The sequence below is a fragment of the Micromonospora sp. NPDC049107 genome (assembly GCF_040648595.1).
In the GTDB taxonomy this organism is placed as follows: Bacteria; Actinomycetota; Actinomycetes; order Mycobacteriales; family Micromonosporaceae; genus Micromonospora.
In genome coordinates, this window is record NZ_JBEZEC010000005.1 from 131,821 (window position 1) to 156,256 (window position 24,436).

The 24,436-nt window shown below is 68.4% G+C and carries 27 protein-coding genes and 1 tRNA gene; 13 read left to right on the plus strand and 15 right to left on the minus strand.

Annotation, left to right across the window (positions count from 1 at the left end):
- Positions 1-9 precede the first annotated feature (9 nt).
- The gene (locus tag AB0B55_RS14365) at positions 10-492 is read left to right on the plus strand and encodes a MarR family winged helix-turn-helix transcriptional regulator (protein ID WP_357124342.1); all 483 of its coding nucleotides are present in this window, start codon (positions 10-12) and stop codon (positions 490-492) included.
- A gap of 12 nt (positions 493-504) precedes the next feature.
- On the opposite strand, the gene AB0B55_RS14370 is transcribed toward AB0B55_RS14365, so the two are convergent.
- Complete coding sequence (locus tag AB0B55_RS14370; protein ID WP_357124339.1) at positions 505-1,518, minus strand: potassium channel family protein; 1,014 nt, start codon at positions 1,516-1,518, stop codon at positions 505-507.
- Positions 1,519-1,695: 177 nt separating this feature from the next.
- On the opposite strand from AB0B55_RS14370, the gene AB0B55_RS14375 reads away from it, so the two are divergent.
- The 4 genes from AB0B55_RS14375 (at position 1,696) to AB0B55_RS14390 (ending at position 4,087) form a co-directional block, all read left to right on the plus strand.
- Entirely contained in the window at positions 1,696-2,283 is a 588-nt protein-coding gene (locus tag AB0B55_RS14375; RefSeq protein ID WP_357124336.1) for a helix-turn-helix transcriptional regulator, read from the plus strand.
- 135 nt (positions 2,284-2,418) lie between these two features.
- Positions 2,419-3,018, plus strand: a complete 600-nt coding sequence (locus AB0B55_RS14380; protein ID WP_357124333.1) for an ATP-dependent Clp protease proteolytic subunit — start codon at positions 2,419-2,421, stop codon at positions 3,016-3,018.
- Between the two features lie 55 nt (positions 3,019-3,073).
- Positions 3,074-3,841 (plus strand): hypothetical protein, encoded by a 768-nt coding sequence (locus tag AB0B55_RS14385; protein ID WP_355049047.1) that lies wholly within the window; start codon positions 3,074-3,076, stop codon positions 3,839-3,841.
- A gap of 102 nt (positions 3,842-3,943) precedes the next feature.
- Entirely contained in the window at positions 3,944-4,087 is a 144-nt protein-coding gene (locus AB0B55_RS14390; RefSeq protein ID WP_357171877.1) for a hypothetical protein, read from the plus strand.
- A gap of 108 nt (positions 4,088-4,195) precedes the next feature.
- Here the strand turns inward: AB0B55_RS14390 and AB0B55_RS14395 are convergent.
- Positions 4,196-4,268: transfer RNA gene (locus AB0B55_RS14395), tRNA-Arg, on the minus strand.
- A 580-nt stretch (positions 4,269-4,848) separates the two neighbouring features.
- On the opposite strand from AB0B55_RS14395, the gene AB0B55_RS14400 reads away from it, so the two are divergent.
- Entirely contained in the window at positions 4,849-5,337 is a 489-nt protein-coding gene (locus AB0B55_RS14400; protein ID WP_357171878.1) for a hypothetical protein, read from the plus strand.
- Positions 5,338-5,382: 45 nt separating this feature from the next.
- A complete protein-coding gene (locus tag AB0B55_RS14405; RefSeq protein WP_357171879.1) occupies positions 5,383-6,237 on the plus strand; it encodes a hypothetical protein in 855 nt (284 codons plus the stop codon).
- Positions 6,238-6,324: 87 nt separating this feature from the next.
- Here AB0B55_RS14405 and AB0B55_RS14410 read toward each other — a convergent pair whose 3' ends face one another.
- The 10 genes from AB0B55_RS14410 to AB0B55_RS14455 form a co-directional block, all read right to left on the minus strand.
- Entirely contained in the window at positions 6,325-6,774 is a 450-nt protein-coding gene (locus AB0B55_RS14410; RefSeq protein WP_357171880.1) for a SitI3 family protein, read from the minus strand.
- Positions 6,775-6,787: 13 nt separating this feature from the next.
- A complete protein-coding gene (locus AB0B55_RS14415) occupies positions 6,788-7,210 on the minus strand; it encodes a hypothetical protein (protein ID WP_357172029.1) in 423 nt (140 codons plus the stop codon).
- Positions 7,211-7,383: 173 nt separating this feature from the next.
- A complete protein-coding gene (locus AB0B55_RS14420; protein WP_357171881.1) occupies positions 7,384-7,911 on the minus strand; it encodes a DUF6244 family protein in 528 nt (175 codons plus the stop codon).
- Between the two features lie 49 nt (positions 7,912-7,960).
- Complete coding sequence (locus tag AB0B55_RS14425) at positions 7,961-8,758, minus strand: nucleotidyltransferase domain-containing protein (RefSeq protein ID WP_357171882.1); 798 nt, start codon at positions 8,756-8,758, stop codon at positions 7,961-7,963.
- On the minus strand, positions 8,755-9,441 hold the full coding sequence (locus AB0B55_RS14430) for a hypothetical protein (protein ID WP_357171883.1): 687 nt from the start codon (positions 9,439-9,441) through the stop codon (positions 8,755-8,757). Before AB0B55_RS14430 ends, AB0B55_RS14425 begins: the two co-directional genes overlap by 4 nt.
- Complete coding sequence (locus AB0B55_RS14435; protein ID WP_357171884.1) at positions 9,438-10,634, minus strand: NUDIX domain-containing protein; 1,197 nt, start codon at positions 10,632-10,634, stop codon at positions 9,438-9,440. The genes AB0B55_RS14430 and AB0B55_RS14435 overlap by 4 nt, the downstream gene beginning before the upstream one ends.
- Positions 10,631-11,194, minus strand: a complete 564-nt coding sequence (locus AB0B55_RS14440; protein ID WP_357171885.1) for a hypothetical protein — start codon at positions 11,192-11,194, stop codon at positions 10,631-10,633. The genes AB0B55_RS14435 and AB0B55_RS14440 overlap by 4 nt, the downstream gene beginning before the upstream one ends.
- On the minus strand, positions 11,194-12,117 hold the full coding sequence (locus AB0B55_RS14445; RefSeq protein WP_357171886.1) for a hypothetical protein: 924 nt from the start codon (positions 12,115-12,117) through the stop codon (positions 11,194-11,196). The genes AB0B55_RS14440 and AB0B55_RS14445 overlap by 1 nt, the downstream gene beginning before the upstream one ends.
- Positions 12,114-12,917 (minus strand): class I SAM-dependent methyltransferase, encoded by an 804-nt coding sequence (locus AB0B55_RS14450; protein WP_357171887.1) that lies wholly within the window; start codon positions 12,915-12,917, stop codon positions 12,114-12,116. The genes AB0B55_RS14445 and AB0B55_RS14450 overlap by 4 nt, the downstream gene beginning before the upstream one ends.
- Positions 12,914-13,624: an SDR family oxidoreductase gene (locus AB0B55_RS14455; RefSeq protein ID WP_357171888.1), complete on the minus strand. Its 711-nt coding sequence runs from the start codon at positions 13,622-13,624 to the stop codon at positions 12,914-12,916. The genes AB0B55_RS14450 and AB0B55_RS14455 overlap by 4 nt, the downstream gene beginning before the upstream one ends.
- A gap of 264 nt (positions 13,625-13,888) precedes the next feature.
- Between AB0B55_RS14455 and AB0B55_RS14460 the strand changes: the two genes are divergently transcribed.
- Complete coding sequence (locus AB0B55_RS14460) at positions 13,889-15,274, plus strand: helix-turn-helix transcriptional regulator (RefSeq protein WP_357172030.1); 1,386 nt, start codon at positions 13,889-13,891, stop codon at positions 15,272-15,274.
- Here AB0B55_RS14460 and AB0B55_RS14465 read toward each other — a convergent pair.
- The 3 genes from AB0B55_RS14465 to AB0B55_RS14475 form a co-directional block, all read right to left on the minus strand.
- Positions 15,247-16,434, minus strand: coding sequence for a prolyl oligopeptidase family serine peptidase (locus AB0B55_RS14465; RefSeq protein WP_357172031.1), 1,188 nt, complete (start codon positions 16,432-16,434; stop codon positions 15,247-15,249). The two genes, AB0B55_RS14460 and AB0B55_RS14465, sit on opposite strands and share 28 nt — an antisense overlap.
- A gap of 903 nt (positions 16,435-17,337) precedes the next feature.
- On the minus strand, positions 17,338-18,048 hold the full coding sequence (locus AB0B55_RS14470) for a creatininase family protein (protein ID WP_357171889.1): 711 nt from the start codon (positions 18,046-18,048) through the stop codon (positions 17,338-17,340).
- Between the two features lie 3 nt (positions 18,049-18,051).
- Positions 18,052-19,284, minus strand: coding sequence for a helix-turn-helix transcriptional regulator (locus AB0B55_RS14475; RefSeq protein ID WP_357171890.1), 1,233 nt, complete (start codon positions 19,282-19,284; stop codon positions 18,052-18,054).
- 271 nt (positions 19,285-19,555) lie between these two features.
- Between AB0B55_RS14475 and AB0B55_RS14480 the strand changes: the two genes are divergently transcribed.
- Genes AB0B55_RS14480 through AB0B55_RS14500 form a run of 5 tightly spaced genes read left to right on the plus strand, consistent with a single transcriptional unit; the run spans position 19,556 to position 24,381 of the window.
- Positions 19,556-20,962 carry an APC family permease gene (locus AB0B55_RS14480; protein WP_357171891.1) on the plus strand — a complete coding sequence of 469 codons (1,407 nt, stop codon included), beginning with the start codon at positions 19,556-19,558 and terminating at the stop codon, positions 20,960-20,962.
- Entirely contained in the window at positions 20,959-21,972 is a 1,014-nt protein-coding gene (locus AB0B55_RS14485; RefSeq protein WP_357171892.1) for an acetamidase/formamidase family protein, read from the plus strand. The genes AB0B55_RS14480 and AB0B55_RS14485 overlap by 4 nt, the downstream gene beginning before the upstream one ends.
- Before the next feature lie 11 nt (positions 21,973-21,983).
- Entirely contained in the window at positions 21,984-22,667 is a 684-nt protein-coding gene (locus AB0B55_RS14490) for a GPP34 family phosphoprotein (RefSeq protein ID WP_357171893.1), read from the plus strand.
- Positions 22,668-22,697: 30 nt separating this feature from the next.
- The gene (locus AB0B55_RS14495) at positions 22,698-23,672 is read left to right on the plus strand and encodes a hypothetical protein (protein WP_357171894.1); all 975 of its coding nucleotides are present in this window, start codon (positions 22,698-22,700) and stop codon (positions 23,670-23,672) included.
- A gap of 58 nt (positions 23,673-23,730) precedes the next feature.
- Complete coding sequence (locus AB0B55_RS14500; protein ID WP_357171895.1) at positions 23,731-24,381, plus strand: GNAT family N-acetyltransferase; 651 nt, start codon at positions 23,731-23,733, stop codon at positions 24,379-24,381.
- Positions 24,382-24,436: the final 55 nt, after the last annotated feature.

A 24,436-nucleotide genomic window follows, 5' to 3' on the forward strand; every position in this document is an offset into this window, starting at 1 on the left:
CTGGGTCACATGTCCGCCCTGCCGCTGGAGCCCTCGGAGCACCGCTCGGGCGCCCTGCTGGACCACCTGGCGCGGCGGATGCGCCTGCGGGCCGAGTCGGTGCTCGCGCCACTGGGCCTGCGACCGCGGCACCTGGTCGCGCTCACGGTGTTGCGGGCGGGTGGCGGCATCAGCCAGCAGTCGCTCGCGGGCACCCTGGAAATGGACAGCACCAACATCGTTGGGCTGCTCAACGACCTCGAAGCGAAGGATCTCGTCGAGCGGCGACGCTCACCCCAGGACCGCCGGCGACACGTCGTCGAACTGACCGAAGATGGGATGAAACGCCTCAAAGAGGCAGAGTGCGCCCTCGCGGGTGTCGAGGACGAGGTGTTGGGCGCGCTGGAGCCGGCCGAGCGGGAGACGCTCTACTCGTTGCTGCGGCGGGCGGTCACCACGACACCGATCACCTGCACCGAAGCCTTGAGCGTCGGCGAACCGGACGCCTGCTGACGCCCGGGAATGTCAGACCGAGGCCGCGGACTGCGGGCGGTCGTCGCGGACGTGCACAAGCATGTCGCCGGTCTCGATCACCGCGCCGGCCTTGTCGGCCAGGGTGACCACCTTGCCCCGTCGCACCAGGGCGATCACCAGTGAGTCCAGCTCACGCGGCGAACGGCCCACCTCGTCCCGCTCCGCCGAGCGCATCGCCAACGCCATCCCCTGCCCCGGAGTCAGCAGATCCTCCACGACGTCGATCAGCGGCGGCGCCGAGGTCGAGAGACCGAGCAGGCGGCCCGCAGTCGCCGAGGAGACGATCACGTGGTGCGCGCCGCTCTGCTTGAGCAGCGGGGCGTTCTCCGCCTCCCGCGCCGCCGCGATGATCCGGACCTGCCCGGCCGTGAGCTGCCGGACGGTCAGCGCCACCAGCACCGACGCGTCGTCGCTGTCGGTCGCGATGATCACTGCCTTCGCGTTCTTGACGTGCGCCTCGTTCAGCACCGACGACCGGGTCGCCGACCCCTCGATCGCCACCAACCCGGCCGACGTGGCCTGCCGCAGTGCGACGCCGTTGCGCTCCACCACCACGATCCGCGACCGGTCCAGGCCGTTCTCCAACAGAGCGTTGACCGCGCTGCGCCCCTTGGTGCCGTAGCCGCAGATGATGACGTGGTCCTTCACGACTCTCCTCCACCGCGACAGGCGACGGCCGGTCCGGTACTGCTCGGTCAGGACTTCCAGGGTGGTGCCGACCAGGATGATCAGGAAGAGCACCCGGGCCGGCGTGATGAACAGGACGTTGACCAGCCGGGCCGACGGCGCGGCCGGGGTGATGTCCCCGTAGCCGGTAGTGGAGAGCGAGACGACCGCGTAGTAGAAGCAGTCGAGCAGGGTGAGGCCGTCCTCGTTGACGTCGCGGTAGCCGTCCCGGTCCAGGTAGACCGCCGCCACCACGGCGAAGACCAGCCCCAGGGCGGCCGCGAGCCGCAGGCTCAGCGCGCTCAGCGGGCCCCGGCGCTGCGCGGGAAAATGGATCACCGTCGAACCTGCCCCGCCGCCGTCGCCTGCACGCCCACAACATAGCGGGTACGCGGCGCTTCGCACGCCCGGGCTACGACGACGGTCGGCGCGACATGCACGGGTCGGCCCCGACCGTCGGCAACCGGCATGATGATGGGAGGTGTCCCCGACGACGACCGCGAGAGTGAGGTCCGCATGTCGTTGCTACGACGAGTGATCGGCGGGGTGCTGCGCCGGCTACGCCAGGGCCAGGGCCGCACCCTGCGCGAGGTGGCCGAGGCGGCCGGGGTCTCCGTGCCCTACCTCTCGGAGGTCGAACGCGGGCGGAAGGAGGCCTCGTCGGAGATCCTGGCGGCGATCTGCCGAGCCCTCGGCATCCAACTCTCCGACCTGCTCGAGGCGGCCCGCGACGATCTGCGCCGAGTCGAGCGTCGCATCCCCGCCGCACCCCGGGCCGCTCTGGCCCGGCTGGAACAGGTGCCCGCGCCACGCAACGAGACCGGCCGCGCATTCCGAATCGGCTTTCAGCCCGGTGGGGCGACGCCACCCGTGGCCGCCGCTCCGGCCCCCGCACGGCAGCCGGCCGGGCCGGTGCTGCGGCTGGGCGGGCCGATCCTGCACGTCGGCGGTCCAGCCTCGCCCGTCGGGTCGACTGTCGGAGGGGCGGGGCTGCGAGTTCGACTGATCGCCTCCGCACCGGCCGGGCGCCCCGGTCCGCGTACCTCCAAGATGCTGGCCTGCCGCCGGGCCCGGACGGGCCGGCGGCGGTTGACCCGGGTGTAGGCCGGCTGGGTTCTGCCCTGGGCCGATCTGCCGGCGGCAGAATCCCTGGGCCGCGACCGCCGCCGCGCGCACGCTGGAGGAGCCGGTTCCCCAGGCGGTTCCGCCGCCCGCCGGCAGCGCGGAAGGCGGCGACACATGATCGGGTACGACGTGCGGATGCTGGACAGCGGTCAGCCGACCTTCGGTGACCAGGTGTTCGAGCGGCTGCTACGGGAGCGGATCATCTTCCTCGGCACCGAGGTGACCGACGAGTCGGCCAACCAGATCTGCGCGCAGATCCTGCTGCTCGCGGCCGAGGACGCCGACCGCGACATCTACCTCTACATCAACTCGCCGGGCGGCTCGGTGACCGCAGGGATGGCGGTCTACGACACGATGCGCTACGTCCGCAACGACGTCGCCACGCTGGCGCTCGGCCTCGCCGGCTCGATGGGACAGTTTCTGCTCTGTGCCGGAGCCGCCGGCAAGCGGTACGCGCTGCCGCACTCACGGGTCATGATGCACCAGCCGTCCGGCGGGATGGGCGGCACCGCCTCGGACATCACCATCCAGGCGGAGAACATGCTGCACGTCAAGCGCACCATGCAGGAGTTGATCGCCCAGCACAGTGGACGCACCCTCGACGAGATCCAGCGCGACTGGGACCGGGACCGTTGGTTCACCGCCGAGCAGGCCCGGGAGTACGGCCTCGTCGACCGGGTGCTCACCCACGCCGAACAACTGCCGGCGGATTGACCCACCGTGTTGGCCGGGCCCCCCGGAGTGGACCTTCTTGGTTAGGGTCACGTCTATGCGTCGACTGATCCCTGTCCTCTCGATTGCCCTCGCCGCCGCCCTCGTGGCCGGCTGCGACACCACCTCCGGTGACACCGGAGGGTCCGGACCGTCCTCGGCTCCTACCACGCCCAAGCTCGAACCGGCCGCCGCCGTCCGGCAGGCCATGGAACGCAGCCTCGCCGGCACGGTCACCATGGACGCCTCGGTCAAGGCCGGCGGCCAGTCGGTCAGCCTCAAGGGCAAGGTCGACCCCGCCGCCAAGGCGATCCACGTCACCGGCACCGCGCCGGAGCCGATCGAGGCCCGGCTGATCGGCGACGTCGCCTACATCAAGTCGGACTCGCTCGACGGCGAGAAGCCCTGGATGAAAATCGATCTGAACAAGCTCCGGCCGACCAGCTCGCTGCGCCAGTCGTTCGACCTGAAGGCACAGACCGGCCTCATCGGCGGCGTCGTGGTCGCCCAGGAGGTCAGCCCCGGCCACTACAGCGGCACCGCCGACCTCAACAAGGCCGCCGAGACCGCCAGCACCGACGGCGGCATGCGCGAGGGCCTCGAGTCGACCGCCAAGCTGGCGAAGGAGCCCCAGGCGATCCCCTTCGAGGCGACCGTCGACGCCGACGGCCGGCTCACCGCCCTGTCCTACACGATCGCCACGAAGAGTCTCGGTGACCTCGTCACCGACATGAAGATGAGCGGCTTCGGCGAGAAGGTCACCGTGGCCGCTCCGCCGGCCGCCGACACCGAGGCCGCCTCCGCCGAGATGTACAAGTTCCTCTGACCCCTGTGGATGCCGAGGTGCCCTCCGGGACGGCCCGGAGGGCACCTCGACCTCTCGCGGCACGGTTCGGTCCGCACGGCGACGACCACCGCGAGGGGCTTTGTGACAGTCACCATCATCGCCTCGGTGTTCACCGCCATCGCCGCAGTCACCTACCTGACCGGCCACGACCACCCCAAGGCCCAGGCAGACATGAAGCGGGTCCCACACTCCCGGCTGCCCGTGAACGTGTCCTACCGCTGGTGACCGTCGAAGGTCAGTTTCCTGACAGCGGTCGAACCGAGGCGGAGTCCGCGGGGCGAACCGCAGTCCGGGCCCGCCGCAGACCAGCCAGCTCTTGAAACAGACCCTGGGTGCCCCCGGCAGGATTCGAACCTGCGACACACGGTTTAGGAAACCGATGCTCTATCCCCTGAGCTACGAGGGCGCGAGTGGTCAGTGTAACGACCTGGGGGTTCACCTGGGGTGGCAGGGAGTGGCCCACGTTCACCTACGTTGCCCGGACCCGTGTTCGCCCAGCCCAGGAGCACACCCGGAGCACACGAACCCCGGTTTGCGACCGGCGGTCGGCCGGGGTGACCCGCGTTGACACCGGTTCGCCCGGGTTGGCATCCGCTGGAGAGCACACACCGCGCACAACATCGGAGATCATGACGTGCGCGCGACCCAAGCCCGGGACCGCCAGCCGCAAGGGGCGCGGCTCCGCGAGCTTCGTTCGCTGGCTCAGGTTGTCGGCGTACCGGTCCGAGTACAGAAGCAGGTACGGCTTCAAGTGCCGCGGATCTTGACCTGTGCACAGCGTCGCGGCCCCCTCGGCTTGGCGACGGTCCAAGCCGGTGACGTGAGCGCCAAATGAGAGCCACACGACTAGCGTGGGCAGCCGAAATGAGAGCGAGGCCCCCGGCCACCCCGAGTCCAACTAATGCATGGACACTCGCCAACCTTGAGCCTATAGTCGCGGAGTTGTCCGATAAGGATGGCATTGGCTTCGATATAGGAAAGACTTAGTGACAGAGCAGATCTCTCGGAAGCCCCGGGGGCAGGGCCCTCGTGCCATGAGGGCATCGGCGCTCCGCGCCCTCGAGGAGGGGATCGTCCGCGAGCGCCAGGAGAGGCAGAAGCGCGAACGCCAGCAGGCGGAGGCGATCGACAGGTTGGTTGCTGCCGCCGCCGCAACCGGAGCGAAACTCACGCGAGGCGACCATCGCCTGGCCCTGCGCTTTGAGTTGGCCGGACAGCCATTCGAGGCTCCCCTTTCCGACGACCGCCCAGGGTTGATAGACAGTCTGACGGCGATGGTGGGGCCCGGCTTGGTGATTCTCGGTGCGTACAGCGCGTTCGCCCAACTTGACGAGGGCTACATCGAAGCCCTCGTCGTTGGAGCCGGCCCTGAGCCGGAGGCGGACACCGCAGAGGAGTGGCACCACTGGGACAGTTACCGCCCCGGAATCATCCGCGCGGTAGCCCCTGACGGTGGTTGGCGAATCGAGTTGTAGCCCGGCTCGGCGGTATTTTGGTGCCTGCGCGAGCGATTTGTCGATATGAGTAGGGAGTTCAACCGGGACGAACCGACGTATACCACACTGAAGATCAGTGGCCGGCCGCTATCCACCCCGGACGAGGCCTTGAAACTGCTGACTCTTGCTGCCGGTTCGTGGTCTTTTGACATCGACGGGGAGTGCGGGCTGGGTTTCCGTCTTGCGCTGCGTCCGCCGTGGCCGCTGCCCGAACGCCGGCGTAGTCCAAGGCGGGCACGTCCTGCGACAATCGAGCCCTCTGTTGAAGGGCCGTCACGGGCGTATGACTCCGAAGCGTTGGCGTTTTACTGGTACGCCCGGGCCATGCCGCGTGCCCCGTTTGTGCAGTTCCTGGCCTTCTACCAGGTGCTTGAATACCACTTCACCCGCTACGCCCACAATCGAGGCGTCCAAGAGGTGGCCGCGCTACTGGCCAGCCCAGGCGCGGATTTACACAGTCTTGCCTTCCATACCAAAGTCTTCCACGCGATCGCCCAGGTGGCCCGGTCACAGCGCACCGAACTGGCCCAGCTACGGGCCACGATCGAGGCCACGGCGACGGCAACCGGGCTCAAACAGCGGATCTTGTCCGACCCGGCCTTGAGGGCCCACCTGCGAGCCAACGCCGTGACCGGTGTCGCATCTGTACGCGTCAACGCCAACAGCTCGCCCGCCTCAGTTGTCGAGGCCGTCGCCAAACGCGTTTACGACCTGCGCTGCATGGTGGTGCACAGCAAAGAAGGCGGCGGTGCCACCGCGCAGGTACTGCTGCTGCCGCAGACGCCCCAGTTCCTCGCCGTCGAGCGTGACTTGCCGTTGATGCGCTACCTGGCGCGAGCCGCCTTGTCGGCTAGCAGCTCACCGCTGCCGCCCCTGTGACACGCGATCGACGCCGCGATGCCGGCGATCCGACTCCGATCGCGGGGGTGAGTGCCTCTGGTGGGTCCAACCGAGGACGCAAGCCCGTCAGCGGTGAAAGATCCTGTCGTAGCTGTAGTCGTACCAGCCGTCGGTGTTGTGCTTGTGAAGGGTGCCAGCGACGCGTGTCAGCATCAGCACGTCGCCGTTGAGGGTCAGGGCGGCGTCCTCGGCCCTGCCGGCGAGGATTCTGGCCACGGTCGCCAGCATGTGAGGTTTGCCCTTGTCGGCCAGGGTGTCCTTGCGCATGTAGAAGCTGACGTCGACGTAGGTCTCTGGCTCCCATTCCCACAGAGCGCCACCGTCGTCCTCGGCGCTGTAGTAGCCGTGCCGGCCGCCGGTGATGTCCACGACGTACCCGCGCTCGTCGTTCAGGTCGGCGCTGAGCATCCTGCCGCCGGACGCCGTGGACGTCTCGACCGCTGCGGGAGCAGCCAGCTCCGCCACCTGCTCGAGTGGAATGTCGCCCGCCAGCGTCAGCCGGTACTCGACAGCCATCTGCATCCCTTCGTTAGTCTCGCCGGATGATCTGAATGATCGCACCGTCGCGCGTTACTGCCGCCAGTTCCTTCAGCCCTGTGATGGGCCAGTCGTGAAACTGCTTGTGCAGGGTCGCGAGCTCTCCTCGCCAGTCGTGGAGGTTCAACATGACCCGTTGGGTCTGCTCGGCGTCGACCTTTTTGGATACCGCGCTCCACACGGCGCGGGCCGGCACAGGAGCAGTGGGCGCGTAGCAGTCGAAGACATGCCCCTCGATGAGGAAGTCGGGTGCCTTTTCCGGCCTCCCAGAATCCCCGGTCTCGCGTCGCGCGTTCGCGACCTCCTGCCCCGTGGGGTTCTGGTGAACCCGGTACCCCTTGCCGGCCACCCTGTCGGCACACTCGTTCTCCAACTCCAGGGCACGCCGCTCCCGTGGCTTCTCATTTGCGGAGATCCGGGTTCGACGTCCGGTAGGCGACCCACCGCCGACGCCGGTGGGACGCCTGGTCCACGGGGTTGCTGCGTCAGGGTCCGTGGAGACAGTTCTGCCCAGGGTGGGGGCCGTCGGGGATGGGCTGCCGGTGGTATGAGGGGCGGGGCTGGCCGGTGGATGACCGCCAGCCCTCGTCAGTTTCCCGACGACCCCAACTGCCGGGCCTGCGCGATCGCCCCTTCGATAGCCTGCCGGGCCCCGCCGGTGCGCTGAACGACCAGCACCAGGACCTGCTTGATGGCCTCCAGGGCCTGCAACAACGGCCCGGGCTGCCCACCCTGCAGGACCACGGCGACGAGCTGCTGCGCCTCCCCGACTCCGGTGATAGCGCCGGCCGCCGCGTCACGGGCGGCGTCCACGGCGGTCAGCACAGGCGCCAGCCCGGCGATCGACTCCTGCGGGGTGGCCTCGTTCGGCACGGCCGCGGTCGCCTTCGCCGCCTCACCGATCGACCCGGCAAGACTTCCCAGGGCACCCTGGATGCCCGTGATCGCGTTACGCACCCGCGCCACACCCGCCGCCACGGCGACGAAGCCGGCGCCCGCAGCCCGCAACGCCACCTCCTGCGCCTGACTGTCGGCGGCGGCTGCCAACCCCTGCGCGCGTTCGACCCCGGTCATCAACGCGCGGAACTCACCGGTGATCTTCTCGATGTGCGACACGTGGCCGGCATCCCCAATCGATGACAGTAGAAGTGCTCGACAGCTGAAACTACCTGGCGTTCCTAGAGGGCCCACCGTCCCGTGTCAGCCCGTCGCCGGTAACGGTGTCGACGAGGTCGAGGAGGCGATGGGCCGCGTTGATCGCGGGGCGCATGACCTCGGCGGCGGCTTGGTCGACACGTTCGTCGAGGATCTGCCGCAGCGTGACGATCTCGACGCCGGATGGAAACCCCAAGTGTTGAGTGATGGCGACATGGCGCTGTCGGTCGCCACGGGCGAGATACTTCGCGGCCAACTGCACCAGGAACAGGATGCTCGCCGGGTGATTCGCGTCGGCACCGGTGGAGTCCGAGGTGCGGTGCTGATCCAGCAGCGGCATGAACGCCAAGCCGGTGCGCGGTGGTGGTGATTCGCGATACAGCAGGAGCCGACCGTCGGTGGGTATGGCGGCGGTGGTGGCGGGCCACAAGTAGAGATCGATCAGAACGGGTAAGGCGGCCAGCTCGACGCACGCAGTCACGTAACCGCCACCGGCGGGGGCATTGCGGGGCTTACCTCTGGTGAACAGCAGCCGGCCGGGCAAATGCAGGCCGGCAACCGGATCGTCGAGCACGCTCTGTGGTGTGGTGTCGTCAACGGCCACGACGAGGTCGACGTCGCTGTACGGGTCAGCGCTGCCTCGTCCGAAAGATCCCACTAGCCACGCCGCCCACACAGATTTCCGCTGGTGCAGCACGTCGACAGTGGCAGCGAGCCAGGCCGTACGGGCTTCCACTACGGCTGCCAGCAGTGCAGCCGCTCGCCGCCCGTGCGGCGGTGGGACGTTGGCAGGCATGCGCTGGCTCATGTCCGCCAGTCCCGTCTGTTTGCGGGCACTGCTGCTCCTACGTCGGCGCGGCCGTTCCTGGGACTCGGGAGGCGGAGAGACTCGAGGATCGCCGCGCAGTTGGATTCGGCCGACATGGAAACGTCAAGTCGTTGCGTTGGCAGGCCCGGCCAGTCGCCAGAGGCACGCATCTCCGTGGCGAATGCTTGCAAATACCCCAGGTAAGCGGGCGTCACAGTCTGAGACGATGTGAGGCGCGGAAGGGCCGTCCGGAGCGCCTCCTCGCCCTCCCCAAGTTCGATCGACACGCACGGCTGGATGTCGGTGAGCGCTCGGACCGAGGCGGCCAGACGTTCCCGAAAGGGTTCGGTTGCCGTGCGTCGCTCCTGAGCGTGGGCGCGGGCGGATGCGAGGACGGTCTTCGGCCCGCGATCAACCAGGTGCACGTGGTCTTGTGCGACGCTCAGGTCGCGGAGGTCGTCGAGGCGATCAATCATTGCCGTGATGAGTGCTTCTGCGACGTCCGGACCAGTGGTACTGATGACCCAGGAGGCGAACTGTTCCGCCGCTGCGATCGTGGGGAGGTAACGCCACAGTGGGCTTGAGACGACTGCTTCGGCGCCACTGCGGTTCAGGGCGGCGGCAAGGTGTCCGATCAGAGTCGTCTTCCCGCTACCATCGATCCCGTCGACGAAAATGATCATAGGGACGCCGATTCTTCGAGCATGCTCCTCACGGCCACGAGCGCACCTGGCACCCGTGCGGCGAGCCGCTCGGCCTGTGCTACGTCGTCTGCGCCTGCACGACGGAAGGCGTCGTAGTCGCCAAGGAGCGACCTGAGTTCGGTGCCCGGCCAGTCGCGCAGCGCCTCGACCACCTCAGGAAGGCGCAGGCCGACCTCTGGCGCTCGATGTGCGACAAGCAGCCGACCGGCACTCGACAGCACCGACAACACCCGGCGTGCGGAGTCCTCGCGCTCCGAGTCTGTCTGGTGGCTCGCGGCCAGACGGGCGACGGCGAACTCGTGCAGCACGGCAACGTCACCAGCGAGATCGGTCAAATCCGAGGCGGCGGCCGGCGCAGGCGCGGCAACACCTGCGATCACGGCGGTGTCGAGCCCTACGCGGCGCAGCACCACCCGCATCTTCATGTCGTAGAGCGGACCGAGGCGACGGGCGTCGCCCCCGTGGCTGTCGGCGAGGTGCAGCGACGCTCGAGAACCGTGGCGTCGGGCCGCTTCACTGACGATCTCGTGGAGCGACGTGGCGGCGGCCGACGTGGGGGGCAGGTTCCAAGCGATGAAGTCGACGTCGCTCCAGCCCTCGATGAAGTCTCCTCGTGCGGCGGATCCGCACAGCCCCACCCCGGCATTCGGATGTCCGGCGATGACGGCCTCGGCCTCTGTCGCCACCTGGTTGACCAGGTAACTGAGCTTTCGGCTGAACGGCAGGGGATGAGCGGCACGCCAGGTGATGACGGCAAGGGCGCGATCCAGCACCTGCTGGAACTGGGGATGGCTGGCGGCCTGCCGGGCGGCGGGAGCCTCGAGCCAGCGGGCCTGGACGAAGCCTTCGTCCCGGGCCGGAGTCGTGGTGGTGGTGGATGTCGAGAAGAGGAACCAGTCGACGATCTTCGCCGCTGGCATGCCGTCGTTGTCGGTGAACGTGTACGCCTCCTGCCCGAGATACGCGCTGTAGTGCGTGTCGGTGAGGCCGGCTTCCTCGGCCACCTCCCTCTTGGCTGCGAGGAGTGGCGCCTCGCCTGGCTCCAGTCGGCCTTTCGGCGCGACGGTCTGTCGTTCACCGGTCTTTCGGACCTGATCGAGGAGCAGGACTTGTGAAGAGCTGAGGTCGTCGGTCGCGACGACGGCACCGGCGGAGGCGTATCGACGAGTCATGGCTGGATGCCTCCTGAGGATGTCTGCATGGTCTGGAACGCGTCCCGGAGACGAGCCCTGAAGGTGATGATGCTGGCAGTGTTGTCGACCCAGTGATCGGCAATTGCGCGCCAGGCCGGAAGCTGTTCGTGGACGCGTTTCCGCTCGTCTTTGCGTCGGATGATGCGTCGGGCCTCGTCGGCGGTCAGCCCTCGGGCCTGCGCGAGGCGTCTGACGCGGACGAGTTCTGGTGCGGTGATGAAGATGATCGAGCATGGTGCCGGCCACGTTCGCTTCACAGTCATAGCCAAAGCGGCATCGATGAAGCTCTCGACTGCCAAGGGGGCCTCACCGCGGTCGGTTAGTGCGAGGAGTTTCGAGACGAACTCGTTGTACCCGAAGCCTTCCCGCGTCTCCACGCCCTCGTGGTAGGCCTGCCGGCCTGAGGTGAGTTGCACGAGGACTGTTCTGATCTTTACGCGGCGGGAGCCGAGGGCGGCCAGGTACTCGCCCGCGCTCGACTTTCCAGCCTCGCTGGTGCCGGCGAGGAGGAGCATCGGTGGCGCGGCCGGCTGCCGCATCACGAATCTCCTCTTGTCCGACGGATCACCGCGGCAACACTGGTGGGCAAATCGTCTGGCTTGCCGATGCCGACGCGGATGACCGGTACAACGGCAAGTGCGTCGAGCGCCTTCTCCCCGAAGTTGAAAGCGGGAAGACTGCGGCTAATGGTGACCTCGTCAGCCGAGGAGAAGATCGAGACGTGGTCAAGAGTCGGGTCGCGTAGCTTCGCCTCGTGGTCGGTGACCGCCGCGCGCAGCAGATCCCGGGCTGCGGGAGTAGGCGTCTCGCGCAGTTCACCCGCCGCAAGACCCTGATCCGGAATGACGATGAGGCTCAGCGGCATCGGGCGGTGTCCGGCCGTGGTGGGGGTGGGAAGATCCACCGGGTAGAGGAGCCGTTCGGTGGCGTGAGGTGCCAGCAGCGGCGCCATGTCGGCGCGTATGTGCCAGGGCAGGGTGGGCATCGGCACCACGCAGGGCTGACGGCAGGGGAAAGCGGTGAAGGCGAACTCGTCGACCAAGAGGCTGCCTCCGTGAGCGGCGACGCCCAGCGCGAGTGATGTCTTGCCCTGCCCGCGTCCGCCGTCCAGCACCGCTACGGCCGACCGTCCGCCGTCTATGGTCACCGCACTCCCGTGCAGGAGTGTCAGCTCGCCGTCCCCCATGACGGCCAAGCAGCGTGCCGCGGCCTGGAGCACTCCGATCTCCAACGTGGGTGGATCGCCAGCCAGCTCTGTGGCTAGTTCCAGGAGGACCTCACCTCTACTGACGTCGACGGTCAGCCGGGTTCGGTGCCCATCACGTACCTGCATGACCTGCCCGGCCGGCATCGTCGGCAGTTCCGTGTCAGCGAGTCGGGCGACGAACCGCCGCAGGCAGCGTGGTGCCGACTCAGCGATCCGGATCTCCAGCGCGTGGTTGCCGACTCTCAACAAGCTCATGACCGCTCCCCAGGCTTGCGGAGGACGAGCCACATCGAGTACCGGCGGTGTCTGCCGCGTACCGGGAGCGCGGGGGCCGACAGGACACCCTCCTCCGATGTCACGGTCGCGTACTGCCGGATCCCGCATGTCGCCGCGAGGAGGTACAGCTCGTGGGCGGTGGTGAGGTGGGCGTAGCCGGGTGCCGCTCCGCTGGTCTTGTTGGCGAGGTAGATGATGTCGCGCGCTGGCAGGGGCCGCGAGCTGGTGCGGCGCTGCCCCCGCCATCGCGCGGCGCGGGCGGCCAGGTCCAGCAGATTGGCGATACGGACAAGCCCGAGCCGGCCGGGGTAGTACCAGTTGAACGTCTCTACCAGGACGGTGCCTCCCGGGGCGCACACCCGCCACATCTCGTGCAGGGCTTCCACACGTTCGGCCTCGGTTGCCAGCGCGTTGAAGGAGAAGCGGAGGCACCACACCTGGTCGAAAGTGTCCGCTGGTAGTGGCAGTGCGTTCATGCTGCCGTGCACGAAGGTGCCGTTCGGGCACGCGGCCCGGGCAACTGCCAGAGCCGCCTCGTTGATGTCGACGCCGACGATGTCGCCGCCCAATACGGTTATCGCTTGGGTGACGCGACCGGCACCGCATCCCACATCGAGGATTCGCGCCCTCGCACCGAGCCGGTGATAGAGCGCCTCCTCGCAGGGGCGCAGCGGTGCTGTGTTGTAGAACGACGTCTCGCCCGCGTAGTGGACCTGGTTCAGGGCGCGGATCATGGCTGCGTAGTCGATCTCGGCGATGCTGCCGTGGGTAGTCGTCATCGCAGTCCCAGTCCTCCGTCGACGTGCAGCGTGCTGCCGGTGATGTACGACGCCTTCGGCGACAGCAGGAACGTGATCGCGTCCGCCACCTCTTCCGGTTCACCGCAGCGCCTGAGAAGGCAGCGGTGACCGGTGGCCTTGTCGGGGGTCATCTGTGTGGCGATCGCACCCGGCACGACGGTGTTGACGCGGATGCCTCGATCGGCCAGTTGTCGGGCGGTCGCTCGCGTGAGCGCCTCCGCGCCACCTTTGGCCACCGCATACCCGAGTCGCTCCGGGTGCCCGTAGTGGGCGTTGACGGAACTGACGTTGACGATGGCGGCAGGAGCGGCGGCATACGCGACGAACTGACGGATCACCAGGAAAGCCGAGCTCAGATTGACTGCGAGCATGCGCTCCCACTCCGCGACGTCCGCGTCGGTGATCGAGGTGCGCTCCACCGCTCCCGCGCAGTTCACCAGCCCACCCACCGATCCAGGCTTGACATGATCGGCGAAGAACGACTGCACCTGCTGCTCGTCCGCGACGTCGACGTCGTGCCAGGAGGGGCCCTGGTCTCCGCGCGGAACGTCCTCGGGCACGTGAATATCCAACCCGTACACCTGAAGGCCCCTGCTCATGGTCGCCCGCACGGTGGCGAGCCCGATACCCCGCCCGGCACCCGTCACGATCAGGGTGGATGGGACTAATTCGTGCTCCACTGGCACCTCCCAGGGTCGTGAAGAACTAGGGCGGATCTGACGAGTGGTCGCGCCCCGTTCTCCTCACACTCGCCCTCAGCGTCGCTGTCGTGAATGCCGGGCATGCGGACGATGGGGTTGTCCGCATGCGGCGCGCCTCATAGGCCGACGGTCATGCGGCGCAGTTCCTGGCGATCCTGGTTGCGCCGCCCTGAACAGTGCGTGACCCTATGTGTGCCAATTCCACACTGCTCAATGCCGCCAGCGGCAAGCAGCCCGAAAGGCGGTGTCATGGGCCAGACCCCGCGGGCGCTCCAGCCGTCTCTGTCCGATCGCCACTACTTCGGTGCCGAACTGCGCCGGCTGCGCGAACGCGCCAACCTCTCGCAGGCGCGGCTCGGCACCATGATCCGCTTTAGTGCCGATCTCGTGCGTCGGGTGGAGACGGCCGACCGGTTTCCCTCCCGCGAGTTCGTCGAGGCCTGCGACAAGGCTCTGGTGACCGGCGGCTCCCTGATGCGCCTGCTACCGCTGCTTGACAAGAACCGGACCAGCGACGGCAAGCGGAGCGCCCCGTCACCGGCCGACGACGGCCTCAGCAGCACGCTGTCCAATCGCCCGACAGAAACGTTGGGGCTGGCCGAGATGGTCGCTCGGGTTCCGTTCCAACCCGGTGTCCTCGATCGCGCCGCCCTTGACTGGCTGAACGCTGCGGCGGGACCCCGGCCGCCCGTGGCCGGACGGCCCGGCTCGCCTGACCAGGTTGACGAAGAGGATCTTCATTCGGCGAAGACCGCTCTGGCGATGTTCCGGCAGTTGGACCACACCCACGGTGCTGGACGAGTTCACGCGCAGGTGCAGCGGTACGTCGAAGGCGAGCTGAACCGACTGTTGGCGAATACTCCAACGTCTGAGGCTGTTGGTCGCCAGCTCTACACGCTGGCGGCGGGCTTCTTCGAACTCTGTGGGTACCAGGCGGTCGACACCGGCGCCCATGGCCTCGCCCAACGCCGCTACCTTCGCGCTCTACGTCTGACAGAAGCCGCCGACGACCGCCTGTACGGCAGCTACCTGCTCGCCGTGAACATCGGCCACCTCGCGCTGCACTGCGGGCACCCCGAGCCGGCACGCAGGATGGCGCTGACGGCGGTGAGAGGAAGCGAGACCCGGGCGACGCCCGCCGTAGCAGCCGCACTGCACGCGGTGGTGGCGCGCACGCACGCCCGCCCGGGACGCGAGAGCGACTGCCTGACCCACCTCGACATCGCGGAGAAGCAACTGGCCCGCAGCAAGCCCGAAGACGAGCCACCGTGGATCAGGTATTTCGACGCGGCGTACCTCGCCGACGAGATCGCCCACTGCTTCCACGACCTGGGCCGACCGCAGCACACCCAACGGCACCTAGGCGACGCCCTCACCGCCCTGAGCCCCACCCACGTCCGGCGACTCGCCATCGACACCGCGCTCCTGGCCTCGTCGCTGGCCGCCGCCGGCCGCATCGACGAAGCCTGCGCCACCGCACGCGAGGCAGTCGACCACGCCGCACGAACAACCTCACACCGCTGCCTGCAGCGCATCGTCGAGGTACAGGCTGACCTTGAGCCCTACCGGTGCGAGCCGGAGGTCCGCGAGTTCGGCGAGTACGTGCATCACCGACTACCGCTGGCCGCCGTGTAACCCCCGTTGATCGTTGGCCGCATCCCCATCACCGAGCGGTAGTGAGCCAGCTCCGCCTCCAGCGCCGCGCCCGCTCGACGGGACGACGCCACATAATGGCCAACATCGGTAAGAAGCAACACCTCGGGCGCCATACCGAGAGACGTCAACTCCTCGGCGAATTCGCGGACATCCTCGACCACGGCCACCTCGTCGACGGTGCCATGAATGAGCAGCACCGGCCCTTGCACAGCGGCGGCACGGACCCGGCCGGCACCACCTCGCAACCGCATGGCGTGCGCCCGCTGGAACCGGGGCACCGTCTCCACCCACCGGTCAGGATCCACGATCGCCGACACGGCCGTGGCAGCGGCGAATGGTCCGTCCTGCGCCACCGCGTGCAACGCGGTGTATCCACCGGCGCTGGCACCGCGAATGAACACCTGCCCCGGCACCGCCCGCCCCGTCGACAGCAGATGTACCGCCACCGCCGCGCAGTCATCGACATCGTCCCGACCCCACCGGCCGTACAGCGATTCCCGGAACACTCGGCCGTACCCGGTGCTACCCAGGTAGTCGACATCAACGACAGCGAACCCGCGACTGGTGAAAAACTGCGCCTGCCAATCCAGGCGCAGCAGGCAGGAGGCGGTAGGCCCAGGATGCGCCCGCACGATCACCGGTGCCCGCCAGTCCGCAGCCGAGCCAGTCGGCGGATACACCAGGGCGAGCACCTCCCGACCACTCGCCACCGGAACGCGCAGCTCCGTCGGTGTCGAAACGCGCGCCCCGTCGAGTGCGGTGTGCTCCGGCCTGGCAAGCACCTCCACCCGGGGACCGGAGCCAGCCAGGTTCACGAGCGCGACCTGCGGGGCTGCGGTCGGTGACGATCCGATCAACGCCACCGTCGTCCCTCGGACGGCCAGGTACGGCTTGATCGACGTGTACGGAAGGTCGACGGGGCGAGCAGTGCCGTCGGGCTCGATGACGACGAGGCGGTGTCGCGGCCCCTCCTGAACGGCTACAACGATCCGACCGTCGTCGAGGAAGCCATACGACGCGTAACCCAACTCCCACGGCTCCGCAGCGCATTCACCCGCGATCGGTGCCACCGCCTTTACCCGGTGGCCGTCCCACCGGTAGAGGTTCCACCAACCACCGCGGTCCGACACGAAGTACAACGCCCCGTCGGGTCCCCACCGCGGCTCCACCGCCGACTCGTCCGGACCACCCGCCAGCTTCACGGGATTCTCGATCACGCCGCGTGGCGAGTAGCAGGCGACCCACACCTCGCACGCATCCCAGGGCATGTCACGCTCGCTCCAGGCCGTCCAGGACAACCACCCCGGACCCGGCCGAGGCGCACCGAGAAACCCCCGGGACAAGACGAGAGTTCGCACCTGCGGAGCACCGGTGAACGTCACCGCGACGAGTTCGTCACCCTGCTCCGACTCCCGCACAGCCAGCAACTCGCCGTCGCCGACCGTCAGGTCACCGAAGGATCCATGAGTAACCAATTCGAGTTCATCACCGCGACGGCGGCTCCGGTAGAGACCATCTCCGCCGACGCACCACAACATCCCCTCGGCGACAGCGAACGATCCGCCCCCATACGCGTGCACGCCGCTGGCGACATCGAAGCCCTTCGGACTGACATCATGCTTGCCCTCGCCGGACCGCCACCGTGTCACCGTCGTACTCCCGCCGGCGTCGGGGCGAGTCTCCAGCCAGTACAGGCCGTCATCACCGGTACGCAGTTGGTCATAACTCACGGAGGCGCGGACGGCGTCGTCCACCGACACTTCAGCGATCCTGTCGCCCAGCCTCACAGGTCCTCCTCGAACAACTTCCACGCGGGCCGGACGACGGCGGGCTCGTCAACCGGTCGCCGGGACACCGGCGCGGCCACCGCCAGGGCTCGGATTTCCGGGCCGGTGTGTGTGCCCAGACGTAGCCGACTCTACGTCCGAGCTTCTTGTCCCTGCTCCCGGCTCACCCTGCAAACTGCGTCCGCTCGATCGCTCTCCCGGGGGGCAACGTCGATGCGAACAGAAGTTCTCGTCCAGCATCATTCCCGATCATGCCTAGGGTCTCGGCAGGAGGCCGTAGTGGTCGGCGAAGGAGCGAACAAGGTCTTCGAGTACAGCTTTGCCCTTGGCCGCGGTGCCGTGGGACGGCAGACCAATGACACCGCTGGTGGTGTAACCACTCATGCCCCTCGTGAGGAGGTGACGTCGGTCGTCCGCTAGGTGGTCTGCATGCTGGAAGCCATCACGCACCACTTCCGGCGCAACGTGCAGAAGCAGCGAAACCTCGAGCTCGCCAGCGTGCATGTCCTGGTGGGCTGTGCTGTGCAGGCCGGCGGCAACGCGAGCGTCGTCCCAGTCGGCCCGAGCGGGGAACAGGGTCATCCTCGGTCCGGCGACATTGGCTTCCTGAACGATGTTGGCAAGCGCGTAGTTCCCGCCGTGTCCGTTGATCACAGCGAGCCGGTCGACGCCCGATTCACGCAGGGAGTCAGCGATGTCAACGACCACGGCGGCGAGGGTGGTGGCGCTGATACTGACCGTTCCACGCCACGCGCCGTGCTCGTGGGAGCAGGAGATCGTCACGGGCGGCAGCAGAAAGAGGCCGTAGCGCTCGGCGACTGCCTTCGCAATCGCGCATGCCACGATGGTGTCCGTCAGCAGCGGGAGGTGGGCGCCGTGCTGTTCGAAACTCCCGACTGGGAGGACCGCGACGGACGCCCCTCGCTCGGACTCGTCGGTGCTCGTCGCCGTGGTGATCAGATCCACGGACTAATGGTTACACGCTTCGAGGGTCGCCTGCCGATAGGCGAGCACGAAGGCCGCCGCCTCGGGAATGGTTGGCTGCTGTCGAAGGGCCACCGCCGTCGGGTTCAGCCAGCGCAAAGCCCGGGCGGAAGAGGTACCTGTGGCCAACGCCAAGGCGTTGGTGGCCTCGGTCGCCGCGCGCTCGACGTCGCCACAGTTGACGTAGGCGGTGGACAGGGCCGATCGCCAAAGGGCCTCGTCGACGCGCCACTGAGCTGGCCAATAGCGCAGGAGCTGCTCGTAGAGATCGGCTGCAGCCGACGGTTGACCGAGGAGAAGACGGCATTGCGCTTCGTGGGCAGCCACGTACACCGGATCGCAGTGGACGCCAACATCGATCGGCAGTTCCGAGCCCCAGTCGGCGCTGCCGGCGACCCTGTGCGCCTTGTCGATGCTGGCTGCACAGGCGTTCTGGTCACCTCCCATTGCATAAGCCTGGGCTTGGCGGATCAGCAGTAGAGCGCTGATACGGCCGGGTAACCGAACCTCCTCCAGCGCCCGCTGCGCCAAGGCAATGGCATTGCGCGGGTCGAAGCGCTCAAGGGCGCGTTGGCTCTGCCTCATCAGGACGTAGCTTGTCAGCGTCGGCGCGTTAGCTTCGACGGCGTGCTGTTGGGCGCGCCGCAACCAGGCGTCGGCCTCGGCGGCGTCGCTCTGCTCGTCGATCCAACTGAGGAACTCCGCCCACAGTGCCTGCGCGATTAGTACGTTCCGGCGGTCGACTGAACGGCTTCGCCGCCCGATGGCAGCTGCGACGCTGAACTGCGCGTGGGCGGTGGACGCCATCCCGGCGTATCCGGTGCGGTTTCCGGCAATGGCCAGACCAGCAAGTTGCTCGTGCCACGAACGGAGCAGGTCGGGCTTGTCGGGATGATCGATGGAGGCCCGGAGTCGGCCCTCCGCACCGTCGACCAAGCGGTATCCGACGCTGGTGAGGCGACGCTCACTCTCGAGGGCTGACAGGAAACGGACCAGCTCACCATCCGCCTGCAGTGCGCCTTCACACGACTCGACGAAGCGGGCGGACGGCCAACGTTCGGCCTTCTCCACTTTGCCGATGAGATCCCCACTGACGTGCACCAGCCTGCCTAGAGCACGCTGAGACAGCCCGCGGCGCTCGCGCCACTGCCGAAGCACGGCACCGAATCCATGCAGCGCCGATCGATGCGGGGTCAGCCGTCGTGGAGTTTGTGCCACCGGTACTCCTGGGTGCTGTCTGTCCGTCACTGCCGCATCCGGATGGGTCTGACCATACGTGGTCGAACGCTACGCGGACAGTCGCATGCGGACAACACCGCGTGTCCGCATCAACGCTATCGACTCATCTGCCTCGGTGAGCAAATCTCGTTGCTGACGCCCCATCCGCTTGCTGGTCGAAGCGATTTAGGCGCGACTAAGTAGTTGCCTTCGCTGACGGTTTAGCCGCCAAGAGCGAGATTGGCCAGGACGCAAATATTTGAGGAGTGTGATGAGTTTCCAGGATGACCTATCCCGATATGGGTATCGACAGGAACTGAGCCGCCAGCTTCGGTTTCGGGACTTGGTCGCGTACGGGTTGGTGTACATGGTGCCGATCGCGCCGATGGCGATCTTCGGCAGCGTGTACGCCGGCTCCGGCGGGATGGTGGCCCTCGCCTACGCGGTGGGTGTGGTGGCGTTGGTGTTCACCGCGTTCTCGTACGCGCAGATGGTTAAGGCGTTCCCCATGTCGGGCAGCGTCTACAACTACGCCGGTCGGGGTATCAGCGCGCCGGTCGGTTTCCTGGCCGGCTGGGTGATCCTGCTGGACTACGTGCTCGTACCGGGACTGCTGTACCTGGTGGCGTCGGTGGCGATGCACGCCACCGTGCCCGTTGTGCCGGTGTGGTTGTGGCTGCTCGGGTTCGTCGGGCTCAACACGGTCGTCAACTCGGTCGGCATCCGGATGACCGCGATGGTGACCCGGGTGATGCTGATCGGTGAGTTGATCGTCCTGGCGATCTTCCTGGGTGTCGCCGGTTGGGCTCTTGCCTCGGGTAGGGGCCGGTTCAGTTGGGACGCCTTCTACAACGCCGACACGTTCACCTGGCCCCTCGTGGCCGGGGCGGTGTCGATCGCGGTGCTGTCCTTCCTCGGCTTCGACGGGATCAGCATGCTGGCCGAGGAGACCAAGGGCGGTTCCCGGCAGATCGGCCGGGCGATGGCCGCCGTGCTAATCCTCGCCGGCGTGCTGTTCATCGCTCAGACCTGGCTGGCCGCGATGCTCGTTCCGAACCCCGGCACCCTCCTCGCGGAGGGCGACGTGAACGGCACCGCCTTCTACGACGCGGCAGCCGTGGCTGGCGGGGGCTGGCTGGCGACCCTGTGCGCAGTGGCGACGGCGATCGCGTGGGGCCTGCCGAACTCGATGGTCGCCCAGGTCGCCACCTCACGCCTGCTGTACGCGATGGCCCGGGACCGGCAACTGCCCGCCTTCTTGGCGAAGGTGTCGATCCGCCGGAACGTGCCGATCAACGCGACCCTGCTCACCGGCGCCGTGTCCCTGGTGCTCGGCCTGTACATGGCGACCCGGGCGGACGGGATCACGCTGCTGTCGTCGCTGATCAACTTCGGGGCGATGGTCGCCTTCCTTGTCCTGCACGTCTCCGTGGTCGTGCACCACCTCATCCGCCGACGCAGCGGCAACTGGTGGGCGCACCTGGTCATGCCCGGTATCGGGTTCGCGATCCTCGCCTACGTGGTGGTCAACGCCAACATCGCCGCGCAGCGCCTCGGCCTGGCCTGGCTCGCCCTCGGCATGGTCGTTCTCGCCAGCCTTTACCTGTCCGGCCGCCGGCCGGCCCTGTCGGGTCTGGCGCCCGCGCAGTCGCAGGCCCGCCACGTGGAACGGGTGTGACCGGCATGGACACGATCACCTACCGGCCCGCCCGCGACGAGCTGGCCTACACCTTCGGCGGGCGGATGCCGGTGGCCCACGTCCGCTCCGGCGACATCCTGCAGGTGCACACCGAGGACTGCTTCGGCGGCCTCGTGCGCGGGGCGGCGGACCTGCCGTCGCAGGTGTGCCGAATGCCGTACCTGAATCCGGTGTCCGGGCCGTTCTTCGTCGAGGACGCCGAACCCGGTGACACCCTCGCGGTCCATCTCGCCTCGATCGTTCCCGCTCGGGGCTGGGGTGTGTCATCGACGTTCCCGCACTTCGGGGCGCTGACCTCCACCGCCCATACCGCGACGCTGCAGGAGCCGCTGCAGGAGCGGGTGTGGGTGTACGACATCGACCGGCAGGGCGGCACGGTCGGCTTCCATGCCGTGGCCAGCGACCATTCAGTGAAGCTGCCGCTGGACCCGATGATGGGCACGATCGGGGTCGCTCCTGGCGGGTTCGAGGCCCGCTCCACGATCGTCCCTGACTCCCATGGCGGGAACCTGGACACCCCGGAGTTGCGCGCCGGGGCCACCCTCTACCTGGGGGTGAACGTGCACGGGGCGATGCTCGCCCTCGGCGACGGGCACGCCCGCCAGGGCGAGGGTGAGGCCTGCGGGGTCGGGGTGGAGATCGCCACGACCACCACCCTGGTCATCGAGGTCATCAAGGGCACCCGGACGGTGTGGCCTCGGCTGGAGACCGACACGTCGATCATGTCGGTCGGCTGCGCCCGGCCGCTGGAGGACGCCTACCGGATCGCCCACCGCGACCTCGTCGGCTGGACCAGCACGCTCACCGGGTTGGAAGAGCTCGATGCCTACCAGCTGATCTCGCAGGCCGGCAGGGCACCGATCGGCAACGTGTGCGACCCCAACTACACCGTCCTCGCCGCCGTCGACAAGGCGCTGCTGCCGCACCCGAGCGCCGCCTACACGGGAGTGCACGCCCGGCTGCGCCAGCATGCGGCCGGGCTGCGGTAGGAGCTGCCGCGATGACCGCGTCGATTCCTCAGCTGCCGTTGCGGGACGAGTTGTTCCTGCTCGGCCACAACGACGACACCGGCCAACCCCACATCCACCGCCAGGCCCTCGCCCTTGGGATGGCCGGCGCGGTTCTGACCGACCTCTTCCTGGCCGGACGAATCACGCTCGACGACCCGAACGACGACACCTGCCCGGCCGCCGATCAAAGGATCCGGCTCCGCCTCGATCGACCCGTCGGCGACCTGGTCGCCGACGCCGCCATCGCCTCGGTCCGCTACGCCAACCCCGCCCCGACGCTGCGGGGATGGCTGACATGGTTCGCCGAGGACCTGTACGAACGCACCCGCGCCGGCCTACACGCCGGCGGGATCCTGCACCGCACCAGCCGCCGCCGGCTCGGCGGGCTCGCCCGCACCGACGTCTACCTCGCCACCGACACCAAGTGGGCGGTCGTGGCCCGATCCAGGCTGCGGTATCTCGCCGCGGGCCGGGAGCCGCCGGACAACCACACCGCCGCCCTCGCCGGCCTCGTCGCCGTCCTCGGCCTCGCCACCCACCTGTACCTCGACGACACCAACGCCGTCGCCGCCCAGCTGCGGGCGATCGCCGAGCAGCACTACCGGCCTGTACGCGACATCACCGCCGCGGTCGACGCCGCGGTCGGTGACCTCGCCACCGCCGCCTACCGCTGACCCCTGCCACAGACTCCCGGAGCATCGACCGTGATTCACCCACCTCACCCACCCTCGACGCCCACGGATCTGCCGGCCCACTGGCGTCGGCGGCCCGCCGTCAGGATCGCTGCCGCGCTGTGCGTGCTGGGCCTGCTCGCCGCTGCCGCCCTCGTGCCCGGATGGGCCGCCACGCACACCCCCGCACCGCAGAGCAGCCGCTGGCAGGTCACCTCGCCTGCCCGAACAGGTACTCCACCGTGCGGGATCCCCGCGCCGCTGACCGCCGCCGAGCTGCGCGCCCTCGCCGCGCGGACCGCTGCGACGCCACCCACCGCCCTACCCGCACCGCGGCCAGCCGACCACGTGCTCCCCCAGGTCGCCGCCGAGGCGCACTGCGACGTCCCGGGCCGGTTCTCGTTCGTGCTGATACGGCAGTGGGCCGCCGACACCCGTATCGAGGCAGGACGCGCGACCAGCACCGTCGTGGTCTTCGAAGAGCGGCACTGGCGAGCCGACAACGGCTCCGGACGGGCCGTCAGCCTGCGCCACCCGCCCGGTCCACGACCCACCACCGACGAGACCTACGAGCCGGGCACGCTCGATGGAACCATCGGCCCCGTCGCCGTCGACTCCACCGGCCTCACCGCACAGATCAGCAGCATCTCGCCGCCGTTCCTCGGCGCACCGGCAGTCCTGCACGCCATCGCCGGCCTGACGTCGTGGCGCACACCCAACCGCGACGCCCGCACCGCGATCCTCACCCTGTTGAGCCACACCAACGGGCTCACCTACCACCCCGCGGTACAAGACCGCGCCGGGCGCACCGGTGCCGGAGTCAGCGCCACAAGCGACGACGGCACCACCCGCGGCCTGCTCATCCTGCACCCCAGCACCGGCGAGGTCCTCGCCTACGAACGCGCCCACTTCACGCCATCACAGCGCGGCCACCCCCGCACCGGCGACGTCGAGGACTACCTGCTGTTCACCCTCCACACCCGCACGAGCACCACCAACACGCCCTGACACCACGCCGCCAATCACACGGCAACCCCATCCGCTCCCGACCTGTCAAGGGATCCTCATGGATGTCACTGCTCGCATCCGCGCCGCCCGCTGGGCCGACAAGGACAAGGTCGCCGCGCTCATCGCCGACGCCCTGCACCCCGACCCGCTGGCCGCCTGGCTAGTGCCCGAGGCGACCCACCGGCGCCGCATCCTCACCGACGTGGCGGCGATCTGGGTGGAACACGCCATGTTCTACGGCGACACCCACGTCACCGACGACCTCAACGCCGCCGCAGTCGGCTTCCACCGCTACCGCAGCATCCCGCCACCGGCGAACTACCGCAGCCGCCTCGCCGACGCGGCCGGCGACCATGCTGAGCGGTTCGAGATCCTCGACGGGCTGCTCAGCGCACGCCGGCCCACCGAACCGCACTACCACCTGGCGTTCCTCGCCGTCGCCCCCGCCGCCCAGCGGCAAGGCATCGGCGCGGCGATGCTCGCCCACCACCGCGACAGACTCGACCGCGTCGACCTGCCCTCGTGGACCGACGCCACAGGCGAGGGCCAGGACATCTACACCCGCTACGGCTACACCCCACAGGAAGCCATCCGGCTGCCCGACGGCCCGGCCGTCGCCCCGATGCGCCGCACCCCTACGTCGGGCTCCCATCGCCCGGACGCCGTCAGCGCGGCCGGTGGCTCGCAGGCCCGAGGTCTGGGCGTCTGATCCGCGCGATGGTCTCGCGAACCGAACGTGGCCGATCCTGCGCCATGTAACCCGT

What these genes read in the sequence shown, in the direction of transcription:
- AB0B55_RS14365 (WP_357124342.1), top strand. Translation starts at nt 10, where the DNA reads ATGTCCGCCCTGCCGCTGGAGCCCTCGGAGCACCGCTCGGGCGCCCTG.
- AB0B55_RS14375 (WP_357124336.1), top strand. Translation starts at nt 1,696, where the DNA reads ATGTCGTTGCTACGACGAGTGATCGGCGGGGTGCTGCGCCGGCTACGC.
- AB0B55_RS14380 (WP_357124333.1), top strand. Translation starts at nt 2,419, where the DNA reads ATGATCGGGTACGACGTGCGGATGCTGGACAGCGGTCAGCCGACCTTC.
- AB0B55_RS14385 (WP_355049047.1), top strand. Translation starts at nt 3,074, where the DNA reads ATGCGTCGACTGATCCCTGTCCTCTCGATTGCCCTCGCCGCCGCCCTC.
- AB0B55_RS14405 (WP_357171879.1), top strand. Translation starts at nt 5,383, where the DNA reads ATGAGTAGGGAGTTCAACCGGGACGAACCGACGTATACCACACTGAAG.
- AB0B55_RS14410 (WP_357171880.1), bottom strand. Translation starts at nt 6,774, where the DNA reads ATGGCTGTCGAGTACCGGCTGACGCTGGCGGGCGACATTCCACTCGAG.
- AB0B55_RS14425 (WP_357171882.1), bottom strand. Translation starts at nt 8,758, where the DNA reads ATGAGCCAGCGCATGCCTGCCAACGTCCCACCGCCGCACGGGCGGCGA.
- AB0B55_RS14430 (WP_357171883.1), bottom strand. Translation starts at nt 9,441, where the DNA reads ATGATCATTTTCGTCGACGGGATCGATGGTAGCGGGAAGACGACTCTG.
- AB0B55_RS14435 (WP_357171884.1), bottom strand. Translation starts at nt 10,634, where the DNA reads ATGACTCGTCGATACGCCTCCGCCGGTGCCGTCGTCGCGACCGACGAC.
- AB0B55_RS14440 (WP_357171885.1), bottom strand. Translation starts at nt 11,194, where the DNA reads ATGCGGCAGCCGGCCGCGCCACCGATGCTCCTCCTCGCCGGCACCAGC.
- AB0B55_RS14445 (WP_357171886.1), bottom strand. Translation starts at nt 12,117, where the DNA reads ATGAGCTTGTTGAGAGTCGGCAACCACGCGCTGGAGATCCGGATCGCT.
- AB0B55_RS14450 (WP_357171887.1), bottom strand. Translation starts at nt 12,917, where the DNA reads ATGACGACTACCCACGGCAGCATCGCCGAGATCGACTACGCAGCCATG.
- AB0B55_RS14460 (WP_357172030.1), top strand. Translation starts at nt 13,889, where the DNA reads ATGGGCCAGACCCCGCGGGCGCTCCAGCCGTCTCTGTCCGATCGCCAC.
- AB0B55_RS14480 (WP_357171891.1), top strand. Translation starts at nt 19,556, where the DNA reads ATGAGTTTCCAGGATGACCTATCCCGATATGGGTATCGACAGGAACTG.
- AB0B55_RS14490 (WP_357171893.1), top strand. Translation starts at nt 21,984, where the DNA reads ATGACCGCGTCGATTCCTCAGCTGCCGTTGCGGGACGAGTTGTTCCTG.
- AB0B55_RS14500 (WP_357171895.1), top strand. Translation starts at nt 23,731, where the DNA reads ATGGATGTCACTGCTCGCATCCGCGCCGCCCGCTGGGCCGACAAGGAC.